This window comes from Halobacteriovorax sp. HLS, assembly GCF_004006665.1.
Classification (GTDB): domain Bacteria; phylum Bdellovibrionota; class Bacteriovoracia; order Bacteriovoracales; family Bacteriovoracaceae; genus Halobacteriovorax.
Genome location: NZ_QOCL01000009.1, coordinates 165,679 through 185,467, shown reverse-complemented (window position 1 = coordinate 185,467; position 19,789 = coordinate 165,679). Strand labels below are relative to the sequence as shown.

The following is a 19,789-nucleotide window of genomic DNA, read 5'->3' as shown; positions in this document are numbered from 1 at the left end:
TGTAGACACTAGTCTACACCGTCTTTCCACTTAACAATATTTTTTCCCGCATTTTCATGAATGATAAGAATTCGATCGGTATCTAAATTTAATCCGTTACTTTTCATTCCTCTTAAATCAAGTATATGAAACTTCTCTTCCATCATTTTTACAAGTCTAGGATCTTCATCCCAGTTGGCCGGAAGAATACCTTTTTCGAGATCTACTTCTCCAGAGCGAACAATTGTAAATTTTCCAACTTTAAGGTCCTTCTTGCCGAGGTTTAACTTTCCTGTCATAACTACTGGTGTAGTATCAGCATTCTTAACAACCTCAGCAGCATTATCAGAGATATTTCCAAGCCTATTTTGAGCTGCGGCTTGAGCGTGCATAGAATACTCCTTAGCAATACGAGCGTCACTAGACACATCTAAATACAACCCTCTTCCACCAAAACCTTTACCGACATTCTTTGGGCCACCACGTACAGATGCTTCCATCTCCTTGATAGTTCCATGATAGAGATTAAGGTCTTCAAGGTCACCTGCAGCACCTTTAGAAATACTATACTTTGAATCACTTCCAACTTTGGAAAACGTATTTTCAATTAACTTAAAAGAAGAATCTCTACTTGATGCAGGTACTCTATGACCCGATTCAACACTTCTTGGAATTGAGAAACTGTGATTAATAGATTTAATATCATCGCGTAAAGCAAGCTCTCTTATCATTGCTGAATTTCCTGAATAAGAGCCTAGCTCACCAGATTGATACTCAACAACGAAGCTTAATTTCTCGTTTGGAGTTTCTTCGAGTCTCTCTAAGCTATTCGCTGTCATTTTAGAATTTGCTAGTTCAAGCTCTTTTTTAGAAAACTCTCTGTTATGATTAATTTTTACTATCTTTATAGAATCTAATTCATTACTTTTGGCAAAATCTTGAAACTCATCAACAGTGAAAACTTTCTTCTCGCTTGAAAACATTGTTTTCACTTCAACTTCTAAAGTCGCATTCTTTGGAGTTAAAGATAAGGTTTCTAAGTCGGCCTTTCCAATTAGTGGGAATCGATTCCCATCTTTCAAGGCCGAAAGTTCTGATATTTGATCTGAAGATAGTTTAGACTCACTCTTAAGCTTTAAAACGTTCTTTGTCTGTAAGTGTTTAGGGAGAAATTTTCCTAAAGAAAATGTCCCCATTGCACCACCCATACTTGCTGCAACTAAACTCATTGTCATATTATTCAATGTCGATTTACAACTTTCATAACTATCATTTAATTCAGAACTAATTTGTCCTAATGCTTCGGCCTTAGAAATAACTTCTTCACAGTGATCTTTTTCATTATAAAGGTTCTTTATATCAAACCCCATCGCTGTCAGCTCATACCTAATAGTGCCTACCTTCGCTGTTGTCGCAATCTTTTTAGCTGTAAAGAATTTTTGCAATCCTTTGGATAACTTTGAAACTCTAGAGACTGCCCTTGCCATAAGTAGAGGCCCTCCCATTGGAATGGCCAAAACAGCAAGGTCTAAAGCGATTGAATTTATAAGTGAATTTCTCTCGTTAGCATTATATTCTGCAATTAAGCGACACCTCGATGCCTCATTGATGGCACTATCTTTAGTGAAAGCCGCACTGACATAGTAATCTGTTGCAATGTCTCGATTATGATAGAGCTCATCTCTTAGCTCTTCCATATCTTCGACACTTCTATCAATCGAATTAAATCGTCTAATTTTATTTTTTATTTCAGAGTGTCTTTTGTTTAATTTCATAGAAGAGTCTATTGAACTATCAATCGCCTTCTTTAGTCCTGGTAAGTATTGTTCTCTATTAAAGCTCAAAACTTCGTTTCTTTTCTTTTTCAGAACTTCATCAGCATCATCACAAACTTTCCCCTTTGAAGATCTACGATTATTTCGGTGGCAATTTTGAATGGCCCTACGTTGCTTATTATAATTTGTGTTAATACCATCTATTCTTTTTGATATTATTTCAGAAATATGCTTATTTCCAAGAAGAGGATTGGCGGAAATAAGTAAGGCCTTATTCATAAGAAGTGGAGCTAGTTTTTCATTCTTTCTATCTCTACAGGCCTTTAATTTTCGAGAGTTTTCAGGAGTGTTAGACCTACCTACACATCTAGAACTCATATCGATAAGCTGAATTTTATATTCAAGATTTGCCAGTAGATTTATTCCATCAGAAATTTCTTGCTCTTTACTGCTTGTCTTATCGGCCTTAAGATCAGATTTTATTCTCTTATAGTTTTTTAATGTTTGATTAGTTTGAGAGACAATTTTTGAACTTATAATACTCGCAGCATTTATATCTTCATAGTTTTGAACAACTGAATCCTGAAGAGAACCAGATAGATTATCTAACTCTTTTAGCCTCACATTAGTCTGTAAATTCTCAATACAGTTAAATTTTTCAAGCCCTAGAGGATCCTCTTCTTTTTTACAGCTTTCAATTGGGTCTGTAATAAGTCTTGCAAAAAATGCATTAGAACTCGTAACTATTGAAAAAATAATTATTATTTTTAAATAACTCATACCCTATTATATCGGCATAACCGACCAAAAACATAAGATATTAAGTCTTTCTAAGTGACTAAAATTATGCGAAGTTACGTTTAAAAAAAGATCTAGGGAGTTCTAATAGTTCTAATTTAGGTGCCTTGGTTGGGATTTCATCCATGACTACAGCAACAAGAGTTCCCTTATTATGGCCTATTACGAAGACCTCATATTCTTTTTCATCACAGACAACAAGATGCTCACCAAACTTTCTCCACTCATCATCGCTAGAATTTTGATCTGTAAAAATCTCAACTCCTAGTGGCTTTCTAAACCTGTAAGAACATACCATATTGGCCGCAAGAATCATGGACTCATGATGCGAAAGACCTTTTACTCTTGCCTTATTTTGAAAGTAGTCAATTGTATAACTTAATAGAAATGAGTCTTTTTCAGTTAACTTATACAAGTAAGTTTCATGACCCTCAAGTCGATCTTCCCTATTGAGGACAACTGGAGATACAAATGCAAATCCACTTGGGTGAATGATTTTAGCAGTCTCTCCCTCAAGTTTAGAAATTTGCCATGCCCATTCCGTGCTTGGAAAACTTGGATTACCTACTGTTGCCATCTTATACTCCTACTTACTGGCCAGAGCTTCTAGCTCTTCTTTTATAAGTGAATCATCGATCTTAGGTACCAATGCTTCTACTGGTTGAGTAAGAACGTGACCATTTGCAAAGATTGAATCAAGTACACTTAAATCTGCAGCATAGATCCTCTTTTCCATTTCTTCATCTAAGACATTATTAAAATGAACAAGTATATTCTTTGATAATTCAGGTAAGAAAGGCTTCATTACAACTCCTAAGCAAAGAGCATAAATTGAAGAATAGGCTAAAGTCTTACCTGCGGCGTCCACATCAGTTTTAATCTGCGCCCATGGAGCATTTTCCGAAAAGAAGTTATTAGCAGATTGTCCGATACTCATAACCTTTTCAATCCCTTTCTTTATCGAGTATTCATTCACTAACTCATGAAGCTCTAAAATATCTTCTTTTAGTTTATCTGCCCACTCAGAGCTCGAGAAGCCTTCATAGTACTTAGCAGGCATACCTTCGGCCCAATTTTTTTGAGTAAATTTTAAACAGCGATTCAAAAAATTACCAATATTATTTGCGAGTTCATTATTAACCTTGGCCTGTAGTTGCTCCCAGCTAAAGCTTGAGTCTGTAGTCTCAGGTAGGATAGATAGTAAATAGTATCTCAGAGCGTCTTGTCCAAACTTACCGATTGCAACTCCTGCATCGACATAGTGACCAGCTGATTTAGAAAATTGCTTACCTTCTAAATTTAAGAATTGATTTGCAGGAACCTGATCAGCGGCCTTACAAATTCCAGAGGCTAAACTCATTGTAGGAAAAATTACTGTATGAAAAATAATATTATCTTTACCAATAAAGTGAGTTAGTTCAACATCGTCGTTATTCCACCAATCTTTTAGGTAGTCCTCACTAGAGTTTGTCTGCTCAAGAAACTTCTTCGTATTTGAAACGTAACCAATAGGAGCATCAAACCAAACGTAGAGTTTCTTTCCTTCTGTATTAGGAAGAGGAACATCTATTCCCCAATCTATATCTCTAGTAATTGCTCTATCGTGAAGATTTTCTTTGGTAAGGCTATCAACATAAGGATAAACTGTTTTTCTCCAGTCAGACTTTGTTGCAAACCACTGTCTATATTCTTTATGGTACTTAGATAGAAGAATGTAATACTGTGTAACAGTAACTTCTTTAATATTATTTGATCCACATATTTTACAAACAGTTTTCGTTAACTTTATTGGATCAATGAATTCTCCACAATTAGGACACTCATCCCCTCTTGCATGCTCGTAATCACATTTATAGCACTGCCCTTCAACAAACCTATCAGGTAAGTGATTATTACAATCATTACAATATAATTGTTGTGAATCTCTAGGCTCTATATACCCTTTGTCATGAAGAACTTTAAACCACTCAACAACTTCTTTTTCATGGTAATCAGCAGATGTTTGTCCAAAGAAGTCAAAATCTACACCGTACTTTACAAATAAGTCCGCATGTTCTTTGTGCCATTTATTCACATATTCTTGATAATCTTCACCAGTTTTTTTAGCATTAAGCATTATGGCCACACCGTGCTCATCACTTCCACTTATAAATAAAGTCTTATGACCTTGCAGTTTTCTATGACGATTATAAACGTCGCCCGAAAGATATGCTCCGGCCATGTGTCCGAAATGTATAGGTCCATTGGCATACGGAAGTGCCGAAGTAATAAGGAATTTCTTCTGTGTCATTAACTAGCTCCAAATGATTTTTATCAACAGAAAATTTAGCAAAATTGAGAGTATATTGCTATAAGTTCTATCAAAACCAAGAGAGATTTATGGCAATAAAGATACCAAATAAGGCCTTTTTATCATTTAGCTACAAACAGTGCGTTGACACAATGTGGCGAGCGGGTAAACAAATTGAAGATAGCTGGGATTCATCAGAGAAAAGAACAGTTGCTCTAAAGTATATAGCTGATAACTTAAAGACTCTTCACAAGCATGAAGAACCGAAAGTATCTGAATTAGCACAAAAACTAGAAGATTATTTTCCAAAAGATCCAAAATCTATGCAGGATTGGTTAATGATTCTTGAGCGACTCATGAAAAAAGACCTCAGAGATTCTGATTTTCTGGTTAGTACAATTGATGAGTTTGATAAGGCCGAAATAGCAATTTCGCCAATCCACTTAGTTTTAGATAACCTTAGAAGCTCTTTTAACGTTGGAAGTCTATTTAGAACAGCTGAAGCACTTGGTATAGAAATGGTCCATCTATGTGGCTACACACCAACCCCAGAAAACTCTAAGACAGCTAAGTCTGCTCTTGGTACCGACAAGTGGGTAAAATGGAAGAGTTGGGAAAGCACTCTAGAGTGCCTCGAATACCTAAAAGAACAAGGTCATACAATATACGCTTTTGAAACGGAGGCCAATGCTACAAGCCTCTTAGATATTAAGCCAGAAGGTAAATCTGCAATAATTCTCGGAAATGAAAGATATGGGCTTAGCGCTCCGGTTCTCAAAAGGGCCGATGAACTTGTAAAGATTACTTTACACGGGAAAAAGAATTCACTAAATGTAGGAATTTGTGGTGCAATGGCGATCTACCACTTCGTTGAAAATTCCTAGGGTTTTATGAAAAGGCTACTTCTTACAATATCATTCGTTCTTTCAATTAATGCGCTCTCTGCTATGCCTAAATTAAAAGTTGGGGATATTATTCTGCTTGATTTAGATTGCTATAGCTGTCAAGTAATTGAAGATGAAACCAATAGCAGGTTTTCACACTCTGGTGTTGTAATTAGTGATGGAAGAGAATTATATGTGGCCCAATCGCTGTCGAATGTTCACCATCTAAAAGTTAACGACTTTCTAAGAATGACCAAGAAATTTATTGTTAAAAGACCAGTTGTTAATATCGATCGTTTTAAAAAATATCACTGGCAAGTCTATAAAAGAAATTACTATCAACTTCCTTTTGACTATCTCTACTTATGGGATGACGAATCTCTATACTGCTCCGAATTTATCTACAAGTTTATGAATGCTTTAATAGACTTTAAAAACTTTGAGGTAGCGCCTATGGATTTTTCTAATAACTGGAATTACTGGGAAGATCACTTTGGTACAACGCCACCTCAGGATATGCCGGGCATATCTCCTGAGGACTTCAACAAGTCAAAAGACTTTAAACTAATCTACGACTCAGTAAAGTAGTTATTTTAACGATGCTTGAACCATTTGAGACAGTTTTTTACCATCAAATTGACCTTTAGTCTTTGTCTGTAGCTCTTTCATTAATGAGCCCATATTAGGGTTTTCTTGTGAAGATTTTAAAGTATCAATCATGGCCTGAACTTCACTTTCTTCTAATTGTTTTGGTAAAAACTCGCTGAGAACAGCGACCTCGGCCTCTAATTCTGCTCTTTGAGAACTTCCTTGCGGATATAAAGAAATAGAATCTTTTACTTTCTTCGTATAAGAGATCACGATATCAATCTCTGGAACAACCTTTTTGGCAGTATCATTTTCAATAAAGAGCTTTTTTAAATATCTTAAAGCATTGAGACGCACTTTATCTTTGGCCTTCATTGCAGCTATAATTTGCGAACTGACGATATCTTTAATCGAATCACTCATATTCTCTCCTCGATAGTTTATGAACTATCTCAACCTAACTTCATAATGTTTAAAATCAGATGCATCTTTATTAACAGACTTAATTCTTTCAATTTCAAAATACTTCTTAGCAAGCTTCTTATACTTTTTCTTAAATATAGTAAATCTCTTACGCTTTTCTAATATTTCAATAGTATCATCAGCAAATAAGCTCTTATCGTAATTATATTTAATAAATGTAGTCTTACCTAGTCGTAATTTCTTATTTTCCTCTTCAGTGAGAAGTGGGTCAATATGAGTTCTGACCATTCTGTAAGCAACAGTTAACTCAACCGAGTTTTTATCCTTTGACAACTTTAGATCGTTTAGGGCAAGCGGACTATCCAATTTATAGAGAGTAACAACTCTAGGGCCGCCACCATAATCTCCCCCCGCAATTGCATATTCTATTGTAAAAAGTAGTAAAATATTAATGATTATAGTTTTCATTATCACCTTTAATTAGAGAATCTGTTACCATATAAGTAAAGACCTTCTTTCCTTTAGTATTATCCTTAAATTCTTTTGCTATTTGCGCTTTTTGTAAAAATGCCTCTTTATCAATTTGTAACCACTTCTGATAGGCCTGCTCTGGAAGAGATTCAACATAGAGACCTATAAAGTTCTCACCTTTCACTTCACTGTTAACAGGTTTTGCATAACTAGACGATAAAAGAAGACCAGCTCTTTTAATGATCTGTGGATCCAGTTGTACTCGCTGAGAGCCCAATACAATCATACCTTCTGAATTAAAGCTTAGAGCATTAAGAGCAAGCATCTTTTGAAGTATCTCTAGCCCATTTTCTCCAAACTTAAATTGTATGAGTTCTCTAGAAACTGTTCCAGCATCTACAAGAAAGTATATTTCCAGAAAGACTTTATCTGTTAACAACTCTCTTCGAATCTCTTCACTATAGTCGATAGTTGAAACTGGAATTGTGGCCTGATCAATTGATAAACTAACTCTAACTACATCTGGTAACAAAGAAAATAGTTTTTGATAATCAGACTGCCCAAGTAAAATTTTATAAATCTTTAGCAGTGTTATATGACCAGGATTATTTTCCCTACGGCACAATCTTTGAATAGTTTTTAAATGGACCCCAGACTTCTTAGCTAAACTCTTTTGAGCTAGAGAGCGATCTTTAAAATGAGAAAAGTACTCATTAAGATCACTAACTAATTGATCTCTAACAAGATCTTTAGAATCTAGGCTCTGTGATTGTGTAGGCATAGAGAACTTATTTCACAAAATGCATCTTAAAACAATGTCTTCTTAAAGCTCTTACGAATTTCTATGGGCTTAGACTTTTTCTGTTTTGGACATATTTTAGCAAATGTCTCAAATTTCACAAAAACTAGACATTTATGGATATATGTCTCACAAAAACTGGCCGAATAACTGAATTTATTTCTTATTGTTTTTTGTTTTGCGAGGATAAAAAAAAACAAAAGGAGAATTTATGAAAGGTTTATTAATCGCACTAACACTACTAGTATCTTCTGCAGTTTCTGCAGGAACAATTAACTATGATGTTTTTAAAACTCAAAAAACTGTTGAATCATCATCTAACTTAAATTCAATGAGAATTTTTGATTTTAAATTAGCTAAAGTCGTATCATCAAAGACAACAACATCAAGAAGATGTGACACAAGAAGAGCAAGAGACAGACAATTTAACTGTGACGTTGTAACAACAACTTCTATCAATGTAGCTCAAGTTGTATTAAGTTACAGACCGACTGGAACAGTTGGAAGAGATGGAGAAGTTACTAATGGGAAAAAAGTAGAATTCATCACATTTAATACTTCATTAAATGACCTATCAGATGAAGAAATTGAAATCTTAAACTCTAAGAGAACAATCTTCTCTAGCAAAGAGAAATTTGTTAGACTCGCTACTGAGTTATTTGAAGTTTCAACAGCTAGAACAGCAAGTAAGAAACACCTAGTTTCTATCTCTAGAAAATAATGCCTCTAGGCCTCTCAAAGAGGCCTAGAAATTCTGATTTTCAATTCGTTTTATAAGTCTTTCATTCATAATTTTAGGATTAAGACGAAACTCTTCTTGCCTCAATCGTAAAAGAATCTCTTGTTCAATTGATTTAAATATTAATTTTAAATTATTCGTTTTCTCATCATCGGTTTTTGGCCAAAAATTCTTTCCAACAAATTGTCTTACAAGAACAAGAGAAGCATGCTCTTCTGTATAAAGACGGTCCTCAATATCTATCTCTCTCTCACTAAAGCTTCTTGCCATGGCAAGGCTAAACTGTTGATCTGACATCGAAAACGAATAAAGTGCATCGACCATAACTTCTTTATCATTAGCATAGTAAACTGCAACGACATCAGAAAAGAACTCACTATAGTCATTAAGAAGTCTTCTAACTTTATTAAAGCTTCTTTTCTTTAGAGTTAAATCAGCTAGTCTTAACTGATCATCTTCTTCAAGACTCCCTTCTATCTTTCTTTTAAATTCTAGTTTTGATACTTGTTTATCTACTAGATATATCTCTCTATAGAACTCATTATTCTTCAAGAGGTTTGTAAAAATCGCATGTCCATATTCGTGAGCAAGTATATATTCACTAAGGTTCGAATCAGGATAGTACTCACTACCATAATGATTTGCATAGACTAACTGAAGAGGAATATTAATCGATTCTCCATAGTCAAAAGAGGCATTAGATGATTTAAGGCCTATGAATAGCCTAACAAATGGAGGCTCTTCAAAGAAGTTTGAAATATCTTTAATTATACTTTGAAAATAATCAATTTTTTCACAAGTAATAGAACGCTCTTTTATGACATATGCCTGAGAGTGTTCAAAAGTATTCTCCCCACAATGGGTTTGAAATAATGCGAAAGTGTTCGTAATAAAACAAAGATAGATAAATATAGACTTCATAGAGTTACTATAAATAGAAAATTATGAAATGAAGGAATTCTTGTAAAACTTATATGGAGACGAGTGGTATTAGACACTCCACAGAAACTATTCAATATCTGTGGAGCAATAAAATTAATGACTTAGATTTGCTCTAGTACAGTAAGAATAGGTCTCAGAATATCTCTTCCAAGAATTTTACTTCTTTGTGGTGACCATCCATATTTAGGACATGGTAATTTAGCATTATCTTTAAAGGGCATCTCTAAAGTAAAGGCCAAGCAGTTAAATCTATCACTGACAGCATTAGTTGCAACAGTCATATTCCCCTCACCTTTCTTATTCACAGGATAACCAAACTCTGTTTGAAAGTCTGGAGATGAAAGAACAAAAGCTTCTCTAAATAAATTTCCAAGGCGCTCAATTTCATCAGTGAAACTCGCATTTCCCTCACAGCCAGCAACAAAGTTGTACGGAAGATTTTCATCTCCATGAATATCTAAGAAGAGGTCAACTCCCACATCATCCATCATATTTCTCACATGGAAAACCTCTGGGCTTTTCTCTAGACTAGGAGTTTGCCACTCACGATTAAGGTTTATGCCAGCAGCATTCGTGCGTAAATGTCCTCTAAATGAACCGTCAGGGTTCATATTAGGCACAATATAAAAGCTCGCCTTCTCTAGTACTTTTCGAGATATCGGCTCAGCCTCATTGAGTAAGGTTTCTAAAAATCCTTCAACAAACCACTCTGCCATAGACTCACCAGGGTGTTGACGTGCGGTCATCCAAACCTTCTTTTCTCCGCTTCCCACTTTTAATAAAGTCATCTCCCTTCCATCAAGAGTTTCTCCTAAAGAGAAAGAAGTACACTTAACATCTAATTGAGAGCTTTCTAGTAAATCTAAATGCCTCTCATTACTGTAAGGAGCGAAGTAACAAAAACGAGTACTACTGAACTGAGGAGTAAATTCTATGACTAATTCTTTGCCATCAAATGAAGTTGTCTCTACTCTAAACCAGTCTAATTTATCGTAACTTGCAACGGCCTTATAATCTTTCCAACCAGGGACATAAGCACTCTCGTGTGCGTTCATAATTCTCAACTTAAGCTTTGTTCCAGGAGTAGCTTGCACTTGGAAGTGAAACCATTGAAAGAAGTCTGATTGGTGATCTTTTTTAATTTCTAATTGGATATTATTTGGGTCAGAGCAATCTAATACTCTAATATTTCCACTATCAAAGCTGTCTGTAATTTTAATCATAAACTATCTCCTGATGGGCGATAGTTTATGATTATTTTGATAAAAAGTCAGATATTTTTTAAAGAGAGTCTGCCGCAGACCAGTAGGCTTCTTCAATTTCAGTTACACAGTCTAAAACATTGTAATAAACCATATCAGAAAATACATGATACTTTGTTTCATCAAAGAGAGACTCTTTTGATTTTACATCAGTAATTGTACAAGTTTGTTGCCAGTGAATTGAAGAATATTCATAATCTTCAACGATATCGATATTTAATTTAGTCTCTACTTTTTTCTTTTGAGTAAGAAACTCTTCTCTTGTTGTATATTCATCATAATAGAACTCTTCAATCAATGTAAGATCGACTGTACAAGTCTCATTTTTTAAATCACAGCTAAAGTTATCTACAGACCAGTTAAAGTCTCCCTCGCACCAAGTATCTCCACAGATATTATCCAGATCCGTTGATAAGTCATAAGATTCAGTACTTGTTAAATCATTTGCAAACACCTGAAAACTTGTTGAAATAAATAATATCAATGCCAGTAACTTCATAAAAACTCCTAAAAATTAATTTAGAAACTTCTATCAACTCACTTGTGAAATTTGAATTAGAATAATTAGATACTATCTATATTACAGGCCTTCCAAATTGAAAGGCCTGCATAACGAAAATTATAAAGAAGCTAGAATAGAATTAAAAGTTTCACTTGGTCTCATGGCCAGAGAAACTTTTGCAACGTCACTATGGTAGTAGCCACCCATATCGATCTTAACACCTTGAGCAGAATTAAGCTCTTCTACAATTTTAGATTCATTCTCAGTTAACTTCGTAGCAACTGGAGTAAAGATATCTTTTAAAGCTTGATCCTCAGTTTGCTCTGCCATTGCCTGCGCCCAGTACATTGCAAGATAGAAGTGAGAACCTCTATTATCAAGTTCTCCTACTTTTCTAGAAGGAGACTTATCTGTTGCAAGAAACTTATCATTAGCTTTATCAAGCGCCTTGGCCAAAACCAGTGCTTTAGAGTTATTTGTTTTTTGCCCAAGGTCTTCAATTGAAACGGCCAGAGCAAGGAACTCTCCTAGAGAATCCCATCTTAAATGATTTTCTTCAACAAATTGTTGAACATGCTTAGGAGCTGATCCACCGGCACCTGTTTCAAATAAACCACCACCAGCAAGTAATGGAACAATTGATAACATCTTGGCAGAAGTTCCAAGCTCTAAAATTGGAAATAAGTCAGTTAGATAGTCTCTTAAAACATTTCCAGTGACAGAGATAGTATCAGTCCCGGACTTTACTCTATCGAGAGTATATTTAATTGCATCTTCTGGAGAAAGAATTTTAATCTCTAGTCCAGTAGTGTCGTGGTCTTTTAAGTAAGTATTAACTTTCTCAATAAGGCTAGCATCATGGGCCCTATCTTTAGAAAGCCAGAAGATAGCTGGATTTCCAGTTGCTTTAGCACGATTCACACCAAGCTTAACCCAATCCTTGATTGCAACATCTTTTGTCTGGCACATTCTGAAAATATCTCCAGACTCTACATTATGTTCCATCAAAGTTTTACCTGATTCATCAATCACTTTAACAACACCATTAGCGCTCATTTCAAAAGTCTTATCGTGAGAACCATACTCTTCTGCTTTCTTGGCCATTAAACCAACATTTGCAACATTCCCCATTGTCTTAGGATCAAATGCTCCATTCTTCTTGCAGAACTCAACTGTTTCTTTATAGATCCCAGCATAACAACGATCCGGTATAATAAACTTAGTGTCTTTTAGTTTTCCATCAGGTCCCCACATTTGACCAGAAGTTCTAATAGCAGCCGGCATAGAAGCATCAATAATAACATCACTTGGTACGTGAAGGTTAGTAATCCCCTTATCAGAATCAACCATTGCCATGGCAGGACCATTATCAAGAGCGGCCTTAAGAGCCGCTTCAATCTCAGACTTCTTAGCAGCATCAAGCGAGCTTAATTTACTATAAACATCTCCAAGACCATTATTCGGATTAACTCCAATCTCTTTAAACTCTGAGGCATATTTTTCAAATACATCAGCAAAGAAAGTACTAACTGCGTGACCAAAAATAATTGGGTCAGACACTTTCATCATTGTTGCTTTCATATGTATCGAATAAAGAACGTCTTGCTTCTTAGCATCTTCAACTTGTTCACTTAGAAATGCTCTAAGAGAGTTCTTATTCATGACAGATGAATCAATAACTTCACCACTCGTTAGCTCTGTTTTTTCTTTTAAAACCGTTGTTTTTCCATCCTGCGAAGTAAATTCAATTCTTACGTTCCCAGCACTTGGCATCACATATGATTGTTCAGATCCAAAGAAGTCATTTTCGCTCATATGTGAAACGTGCGACTTAGAGTCACTCTTCCACTGCCCCATAGAGTGAGGATTATTCTTTGCATATGTTTTAACTGGTCCAGCAACTCTTCTATCAGAGTTCCCCTCTCTAAGAACAGGATTTACAGCAGAACCTAGAACTTTTGCATATCTAGCTTTGATATCTTTCTGCTCATCATTGCTAGGGTTTTCAGGGTAATTAGGTATTTTATATCCTTGAGATTGTAATTCAGAGATGGCCTCGTTTAGTTGAGGTAGAGATGCCGAAATATTTGGAAGCTTCACTATATTTGCTTCAGGAGTTTTTGCAAGTTCTCCTAGCTCACTTAGAGCATCAGACATTTTTTGCTCAGTAGTTAAATTCTCAGGAAAGCTTGAGATAATCCTTGCAGCAAGAGAGATATCTTTTGTCTCTACATTGATATTGGCAGTAGATGTAAATGCTTTAACAATAGGAAGTAAAGATTCTGTTGCTAATGCTGGTGCTTCATCAGTTTTTGTATAAATGATTTTAGACATGAGTTACCTTTGAAAGAGTGTGAAAATTAAGGGAATAATATAATAAAGTGTTATTTTTATAAAGGTGCCATGCACCTTTTCGCTGTACTTCATCAATAAAATTATTCAATATCAAAGAGTATTATTGTATTTTATAAATAAAACTCGACAACGCATAGTGGCATCAAGCCCTTTTCAATCATTTAGTCGAGAAAGTCATTGATATCCAGTATGGTATATATGATGGCCAACCAATAAATAGGACAGGAGATGGGCAACCCATTTTCACATTTAGATGACAAGAAATTGATGGAACTTTATCAAGCAGATGAGTCTCAAGCTTTTCAAGTTCTATATGAAAGACATCAATCCAAAGTCTATACTTATTTATATAAGCGTCTATCCGATACAAACTCCATAAATGATATCTTTCAAAATACCTTTTTGAAGTTTCACAAAGTAAGATTCAAGTACGACCCTAAATATGAAGTTCTTCAATGGATTTATACAATAACTAGGAATGAGTTCCTAGACTACGTCAAAAAGAAGAAGGTTGAAACGACTGAACTTCAAGAAGAACTTCTCATCCTAGAGGAAGAGAGTTCTGAGAAAATCGATATAAATCTAGAAAATGCTTCTTTAAGCTCTAATGAAAAAAAAGCAATAGATCTTAGATACTTTTCTGATAATGAGTTTGAGGAGATTTCAATTTTACTCAATACGAGTAGCTCGAATGTAAGAAAAATCATCTCTAGAGGCATAGGCAAACTCAGAAAGAAGTATCTAGCAGGAGATTCAAATGAATAAAGACTATATTAGTTTTTTAAAAGAAGATCAGATGAGTCCGCCTAAAGAGCTTTCTAAGACCTTAGAAAATACTATCATGACAGAGCTTCACCCAACTCATGTAAATGTTTTTTTCAAGATTTTCTTGGTTCAACTTTTTGTAGGAATGATAACTCTTCTAATATGCCCTCAATACCACTTGAGTTTTACCTCAAATTACGAAGTATTTCACTACTTCCATCATAATTTCGGTGCAATCATTTGCATGCTTATTTGTGGTGCAATCTTCATGGGACCATCAATGTTATTTGCGGGCTTAATTATAAGTCGTAGTGAATTAAATCTTATACTAAAAACAAATGGATTATACTTTGTCTCATTACTCTTAATTTCTTTAAGTGTATTTCTATTAGCAGGTGCAGATATTTTTATGATGACAAGTCTATTTTGGATTTTGGGAGCGCTAAGCTCTTCTTTTATTGGAATATTTTGCGGACATTATTTAAGAAGTAGAGTTGAGCAAATATAAAATTTGCTCAACCATTTTTTTAGTGAACCATTTTCTTTAATTTAGAAAGATCATAACCCTTATACTTTAGCTCGTCTAAAATCGTCTGGTAAAGATATTCATCCATAACCTTAGTTCTAGAGAGAATCCATAGAGTCTCCATTTTTGGGTCACTTACAACTGAGTATTGGTAGTCTTGCTCATCAAGCATTATTACCCAATACTTTCCTTCAAGAAAAGGTATTCTGATAAATGGTAAGAAAAACTGAACTGATAGCTTCGCTCCTGTTTCCTTATCCTTTACCCTTGCTGTTCCCTTAGCAATTTTAAGTTCACCATCTGGGCTAAATTTTCGACAAGAGTTTATAACTCTAATATTCCCACTCTTTTTTAAAGAGTATTCAGCAGAAACAGCTGTGCAATCCTTTTGAAACCATTGCGGATAAGATGCTATTTCATACCATTTACCTAGGTATCTATCTAACTCCACTTTCTCAACTGTTTCAACTTTAGCATTAACGCTGAAACTTAACGATAACAATAACAACAACATAAATTTCATAATCATTAACTCCTAAAAAACAGCCCAAACTTCTTTGAGCTTCGATTTTATATTTAATGCATTCTTCAGTGCACTTTCAAGATCTGGATATTTAAAGACAAACCCTTTTTCTAAAAACTTCTGAGGCTCTACATTTTGTCCCTCTAGTAGAATCTCACTCATTTCACCAAATAAAATTTTCAAAGAAAGAGACGGAACAGGTATAAAAGTCGGCCTTTTAATAAGTTTTCCAAAGATATTAGTGAACTCACTATTAGTCACAGGTGTTGGTGCAGTTGCATTCAAGACTCCCTCAATGTCGTCATTTTCAATTGCCTCAATATACATACGACAAAGGTCATTGATATGTATCCAACTCATATACTGCTTACCACTTCCAAGGCGCCCACCTGCTCCTAGATAGAAGGGCATTTTCATCTTGGCCAAAGCTCCACCATCGCCTAAAACAATTCCTGTTCTTAAGGCCACTTTTCTAGTATCACCAAGATCGCTAGCGAGTAATGATTCTTCCCATTTTGAGCATACATCACTTAAATAACCACTACCTCTTTCTGAGAGTTCATTTAAGACTTCACTTCCACAACTTCCATAAATACCGATGGCCGAAGCTGTTACAAAGGATTTAAGCTTTAGTGAATTTTCTTTTATTTCATTGAGTAGTAATTGTGTCCCCATAACTCTTGAGTCCAAAATTAACTTCTTACGCTCTTGCGTCCATCTGGCATCAGCGATTCCTGCACCAGCTAGGTGAATAATCGAATCAACTCCATCTAGAGCTCCCTGTTCAATATACCCAGTGGACACATTCCAATTAAAGACCTCAATTGATTCATCAAAATTACTCTTAGATCCTGTTGTCAGAACTCGTATCTTATATTTTCCTAGTCTGGTTAATTGATCGATTAAACTTGAACCTACAAAACCGCTAGCACCAGTAATTAAAATATTCATAAGAACTCCTTTACACTAATATATAAGATTAATTGTTTAAAAGCATTCCACAAACCCTATACATGTTGTATAATTAAGTATGTCTATATACTCGATATCCCAAGTGTCTAAAATTACAGAAATCCCAGCCCTTACACTAAGGGCCTGGGAAAACCGCTATCAAGCAGTAACACCTAATAGGTCGACTTCTGGATACAGAGAATATACTAAGTCAGATATCAAGAAGCTTCGTTATCTAAAGGCCCTTACAACACAAGGCCATTCAATTAGTAAGGTCGCTAATAAATCTATTAAAGAGTTAGAGGCACTCATTAAAGAATATGAAGGCCATTCTTACATAATCAATGAAAAGGCACTGAATACCTTAAAAGAATCTGAGATAGAAAAAATAGTAGAAGGACTTCTTTTAGCACTTAAAGAATATAGACTTGAAATTATTACTCATGAGTTAAAGAAAATAAAATTAAACCTACGTCCAAAAGATTTGGTCTTTAAAGTACTATCTCCTCTATTACAAAGAGTCGGTCAGATGGTTTATGATGAACGACTGAGTATTTCTCACGAGCATGCTCTATCAAGTATAATAAAGTTTCACATTGGTCAGTATATCTATAGTGAGTATGAATCATCATCGGGGCAGAGGCAGAAAATTGCACTAACAACAATGGAGGGAGAATTACATGAATTTGGAATTCTACTCGCAAGTCTTTTATGCCTTGAATATGATCACGAAATAATTTATCTTGGACCTAATCTACCTCCCCTTGCTTTATTAGAAACAGTGAAGGCATTAGATATTAGTACTATTATTATTGGAACTCATTATTCAGCAAAGAAAAGTTACTCTAATAACCTGACAGAATATATTCGTACGATTACATATAATATTAGTAAGTCTCAGAAGTTGATACTTGGAGGTCCAGGTAGATATAACAAAGATCAATTTAAAAATACAAAGAACTTATTGCCAATGGAAAGTTTCATTGAGCTAGATAAGTATCTAGCCCAACTGTAATAAACTAGAGATCAGCAGCTCTTTTTGCTTGAATTCTTAATTCAATTGTAACTTCTGAGCCTACTACAGGACCGGCCTCAACAACATCATTCCACTTCAGCCCAAAATCCTCTCTTTTTATTGTTGTGGTTGCTTTAAAAGCAATTCTCTTTACATCATAAGCTTCAACAGCTCCAAGATAAGTAGTATCGAGAGTTACCTTCTTTGTTACACCGGCCATCGTTAGATCACCTTCAATTTTTAAATTTCTATTATCCTTTGAAGCGACTCTTGTAGAAACAAAGGTTACTTTTGGAAATTTTTTGACATCAAAGAAGTCTCCACTTTTTAAGTGTTGATCCCTCTTTTCATTACCCGTATCAATTGTCGAAGCATCGATAGATGTTTTAATTTTCAACGAGCTCTTAGCGTTACCTTTATCCCTAGCATCAAAGAAAATATCTCCAGAAAATTGCGTAAACTTTCCTTCTACAGTAGCTATAACAAGGTGGCTAATTTCAAAGCCGACCTTGGAATGAGCAGTATCAATAATCCATTTTTCAGACTTTGCTTGGGCGCTAAAAGTAATTGCTAGTAATAGTGATAATATTAGTTTTTTCATATGTTCTCCATTATTCAAATTTAATTCTTTCTATTTCATTTTCATCTATAATAATTTGCTGACAATCTTCTTTATTACTAATCGCCTCCCATAAAGAGTACACTCCGCGAGGAAGCTCTAACTCACTTATATCTTGACTAAAAACGGCCCACTCTAGCTTAGAAAGATATGAGATATAATTGATTTCTTTTAGTTCTTCCCTATTTGCAAAAAAGATACTTAGAGAGGCTCCATAGTTATTAAGATTTTCACTTTGGGGAGGGTATTCATCTAAGTAATGAGCTACGAAGAAATTAAAATTTCTATCTCCTAAAATTTCACAGCTAATTGGAAAAACTTCTTTTAAATGTTTAATATGTCCCATGAGAAAATTATTTCTATAAACCCATAGATTTTCTCTGGTTGCCTTATCAATGTGTATATCTTCCAAAGAAGCTGATCGGTTTAAAATCAAGTTTGCAAATTCATTGAGTTCAATATTCTTACTCATTGTAAACTCTCTATAAGACGATTTCTCTGGCCGAGTAATTCATCAAGGGCCGGTATATTATTATCTCTTTCATAGACAAGAGGAGTGTTTTTTAGCTCTTTACTATACTCACTCGCAAGAAGTAAAACCTCATTATCAATATTTGTTCCATGTGTATCAACATAGAGATCATCAATCTTTTCAGCCCCAGCAAAATGGCATTCTCCAACAAGATTCCAATTTATATTTTCTAAATATTCTCTACTACTTTTGGCCAGGTTCTTTTCATTAACCCATATATTATTAAAATCCAAAAGGATTTTTGAGCCTGCTCTACGACTAAGCTCATTTAAAAACTCATACTCACTCATTTCACTATTATTAAATTCAACATAATATGACAGGTTCTCTATAAGAAGAGACTTCCCAATGACTTCTTGTACTCTTGCTACTCTTTCAGTGACATGATCTAAATACTCCTTTGTAAGTGGGAAAGGGAGTAAATCATGAAAACAAATATTCTTATTCTTTTGAAAGCATAAATGATCTGAAATCAAAAAAGGATCAAACTTATGCATAAGTTTTTTTACAGTGTTTAGATAAGAGATATTTAAATCATCCTCTCCTGCGAGATTCATCCCAACACAGTGAAAAGAAATTTCATAGTTCTCTCTTACCTTTAATAATTTCTCATGATGAGGTCCATGTGAGTGATAATTGTCTACAATGACTTCAACAAAATCAACACTTGGAGAGCGATCTAAAAACTCATCAATAAACTCGAGGCGTAGGTTTAAACCTACACCTCTAATTTTGTCAGACATTAATTTACTTTTTTAGACTTATAAACAACTCCACCAGCTAGTTTTTCGCAAACACCTTGTGGAACATATACCCACTCTTTAGGATCATTATCAACCTTCGCTTGATTGGCACAGTCATGTCCGTTTGCGCCACAATCATTGGCACCTTTTTTAGCAATTCCTCTACACTTTACAATAGTGTCTCCACTTTTTGCCCACTTTGGTGCGGCCTCTACATTACTTGTAGTTGATACTGTTACTAGACCTGCTACTGCGACTGATAATAAAAGTTCTTTTTTCATACTTTGCTCCTTGTTAGTTATTACTTA

Annotated in this window: 22 protein-coding genes; 6 read left to right on the top strand and 16 right to left on the bottom strand. The window is 34.9% G+C overall.

Annotation, left to right across the window (positions count from 1 at the left end; genetic code table 11):
* Positions 1-8: 8 nt before the first annotated feature.
* The 3 genes from DPQ89_RS10505 to metG form a co-directional block, all read right to left on the bottom strand.
* Complete coding sequence (locus DPQ89_RS10505; protein WP_127716894.1) at positions 9-2,534, bottom strand: hypothetical protein; 2,526 nt, start codon at positions 2,532-2,534, stop codon at positions 9-11.
* Between the two features lie 64 nt (positions 2,535-2,598).
* Positions 2,599-3,129 carry a hypothetical protein gene (locus DPQ89_RS10500; RefSeq protein WP_127716893.1) on the bottom strand — a complete coding sequence of 177 codons (531 nt, stop codon included), beginning with the start codon at positions 3,127-3,129 and terminating at the stop codon, positions 2,599-2,601.
* Positions 3,130-3,138: 9 nt separating this feature from the next.
* Positions 3,139-4,842 (bottom strand): methionine--tRNA ligase, encoded by a 1,704-nt coding sequence (gene metG / locus DPQ89_RS10495; RefSeq protein WP_127716892.1) that lies wholly within the window; start codon positions 4,840-4,842, stop codon positions 3,139-3,141.
* Positions 4,843-4,931: 89 nt separating this feature from the next.
* On the opposite strand from metG, the gene DPQ89_RS10490 reads away from it, so the two are divergent.
* Both DPQ89_RS10490 and DPQ89_RS10485 read left to right on the top strand, forming a co-directional pair.
* Positions 4,932-5,726 carry an RNA methyltransferase gene (locus DPQ89_RS10490; RefSeq protein ID WP_127716891.1) on the top strand — a complete coding sequence of 265 codons (795 nt, stop codon included), beginning with the start codon at positions 4,932-4,934 and terminating at the stop codon, positions 5,724-5,726.
* Positions 5,727-5,732: 6 nt separating this feature from the next.
* Positions 5,733-6,314, top strand: coding sequence for a YiiX/YebB-like N1pC/P60 family cysteine hydrolase (locus DPQ89_RS10485; protein WP_127716890.1), 582 nt, complete (start codon positions 5,733-5,735; stop codon positions 6,312-6,314).
* Here the strand turns inward: DPQ89_RS10485 and DPQ89_RS10480 are convergent, their stop codons facing one another.
* From DPQ89_RS10480 to DPQ89_RS10470, 3 genes are read right to left on the bottom strand one after another with little or no spacing between them, the layout of a single operon-like run.
* Positions 6,315-6,737: a GatB/YqeY domain-containing protein gene (locus DPQ89_RS10480; RefSeq protein ID WP_127716889.1), complete on the bottom strand. Its 423-nt coding sequence runs from the start codon at positions 6,735-6,737 to the stop codon at positions 6,315-6,317.
* A gap of 24 nt (positions 6,738-6,761) precedes the next feature.
* Positions 6,762-7,205, bottom strand: a complete 444-nt coding sequence (locus DPQ89_RS10475; protein ID WP_127716888.1) for a hypothetical protein — start codon at positions 7,203-7,205, stop codon at positions 6,762-6,764.
* Positions 7,186-7,989, bottom strand: a complete 804-nt coding sequence (locus tag DPQ89_RS10470; RefSeq protein ID WP_127716887.1) for a hypothetical protein — start codon at positions 7,987-7,989, stop codon at positions 7,186-7,188. Before DPQ89_RS10470 ends, DPQ89_RS10475 begins: the two co-directional genes overlap by 20 nt.
* Positions 7,990-8,218: 229 nt before the next feature.
* On the opposite strand from DPQ89_RS10470, the gene DPQ89_RS10465 reads away from it, so the two are divergent.
* On the top strand, positions 8,219-8,728 hold the full coding sequence (locus tag DPQ89_RS10465; protein WP_127716886.1) for a hypothetical protein: 510 nt from the start codon (positions 8,219-8,221) through the stop codon (positions 8,726-8,728).
* 24 nt (positions 8,729-8,752) lie between these two features.
* Here the strand turns inward: DPQ89_RS10465 and DPQ89_RS10460 are convergent, their stop codons facing one another.
* From DPQ89_RS10460 to DPQ89_RS10445, 4 genes are all read right to left on the bottom strand, one after another.
* Positions 8,753-9,667, bottom strand: coding sequence for a hypothetical protein (locus tag DPQ89_RS10460; RefSeq protein ID WP_127716885.1), 915 nt, complete (start codon positions 9,665-9,667; stop codon positions 8,753-8,755).
* A 122-nt stretch (positions 9,668-9,789) separates the two neighbouring features.
* Positions 9,790-10,908: a M14-type cytosolic carboxypeptidase gene (locus tag DPQ89_RS10455; RefSeq protein WP_127717333.1), complete on the bottom strand. Its 1,119-nt coding sequence runs from the start codon at positions 10,906-10,908 to the stop codon at positions 9,790-9,792.
* Positions 10,909-10,969: 61 nt separating this feature from the next.
* Positions 10,970-11,449 carry a hypothetical protein gene (locus tag DPQ89_RS10450; protein WP_127716884.1) on the bottom strand — a complete coding sequence of 160 codons (480 nt, stop codon included), beginning with the start codon at positions 11,447-11,449 and terminating at the stop codon, positions 10,970-10,972.
* Positions 11,450-11,569: 120 nt separating this feature from the next.
* A complete protein-coding gene (locus tag DPQ89_RS10445) occupies positions 11,570-13,786 on the bottom strand; it encodes an NADP-dependent isocitrate dehydrogenase (RefSeq protein ID WP_127716883.1) in 2,217 nt (738 codons plus the stop codon).
* Between the two features lie 249 nt (positions 13,787-14,035).
* Here DPQ89_RS10445 and DPQ89_RS10440 point away from each other — a divergent pair, with 249 nt between their 5' ends.
* Together DPQ89_RS10440 and DPQ89_RS10435 are read left to right on the top strand one after the other, a co-directional pair.
* On the top strand, positions 14,036-14,572 hold the full coding sequence (locus DPQ89_RS10440; RefSeq protein WP_127716882.1) for an RNA polymerase sigma factor: 537 nt from the start codon (positions 14,036-14,038) through the stop codon (positions 14,570-14,572).
* Entirely contained in the window at positions 14,565-15,080 is a 516-nt protein-coding gene (locus DPQ89_RS10435; protein WP_127716881.1) for a hypothetical protein, read from the top strand. The genes DPQ89_RS10440 and DPQ89_RS10435 overlap by 8 nt, the downstream gene beginning before the upstream one ends.
* Positions 15,081-15,099: 19 nt before the next feature.
* Here the strand turns inward: DPQ89_RS10435 and DPQ89_RS10430 are convergent, their stop codons facing one another.
* Positions 15,100-15,621 (bottom strand): lipocalin family protein, encoded by a 522-nt coding sequence (locus DPQ89_RS10430; protein WP_127716880.1) that lies wholly within the window; start codon positions 15,619-15,621, stop codon positions 15,100-15,102.
* Between the two features lie 12 nt (positions 15,622-15,633).
* Positions 15,634-16,572 carry a TIGR01777 family oxidoreductase gene (locus DPQ89_RS10425; protein WP_127716879.1) on the bottom strand — a complete coding sequence of 313 codons (939 nt, stop codon included), beginning with the start codon at positions 16,570-16,572 and terminating at the stop codon, positions 15,634-15,636.
* A gap of 79 nt (positions 16,573-16,651) precedes the next feature.
* On the opposite strand from DPQ89_RS10425, the gene DPQ89_RS10420 reads away from it, so the two are divergent.
* Positions 16,652-17,587 carry a MerR family transcriptional regulator gene (locus DPQ89_RS10420; RefSeq protein WP_127716878.1) on the top strand — a complete coding sequence of 312 codons (936 nt, stop codon included), beginning with the start codon at positions 16,652-16,654 and terminating at the stop codon, positions 17,585-17,587.
* Positions 17,588-17,591: 4 nt separating this feature from the next.
* Here the strand turns inward: DPQ89_RS10420 and DPQ89_RS10415 are convergent, their stop codons facing one another.
* Genes DPQ89_RS10415 through DPQ89_RS10400 form a run of 4 tightly spaced genes read right to left on the bottom strand, consistent with a single transcriptional unit; the run spans position 17,592 to position 19,762 of the window.
* The gene (locus DPQ89_RS10415) at positions 17,592-18,188 is read right to left on the bottom strand and encodes a YceI family protein (RefSeq protein WP_127716877.1); all 597 of its coding nucleotides are present in this window, start codon (positions 18,186-18,188) and stop codon (positions 17,592-17,594) included.
* Positions 18,189-18,198: 10 nt separating this feature from the next.
* Complete coding sequence (locus tag DPQ89_RS10410) at positions 18,199-18,678, bottom strand: DNA-binding domain-containing protein (protein WP_127716876.1); 480 nt, start codon at positions 18,676-18,678, stop codon at positions 18,199-18,201.
* Positions 18,675-19,481 carry a DUF692 domain-containing protein gene (locus DPQ89_RS10405; RefSeq protein ID WP_127716875.1) on the bottom strand — a complete coding sequence of 269 codons (807 nt, stop codon included), beginning with the start codon at positions 19,479-19,481 and terminating at the stop codon, positions 18,675-18,677. Before DPQ89_RS10405 ends, DPQ89_RS10410 begins: the two co-directional genes overlap by 4 nt.
* Positions 19,481-19,762: a DUF2282 domain-containing protein gene (locus tag DPQ89_RS10400; protein ID WP_127716874.1), complete on the bottom strand. Its 282-nt coding sequence runs from the start codon at positions 19,760-19,762 to the stop codon at positions 19,481-19,483. The genes DPQ89_RS10405 and DPQ89_RS10400 overlap by 1 nt, the downstream gene beginning before the upstream one ends.
* Positions 19,763-19,789 lie beyond the last annotated feature (27 nt).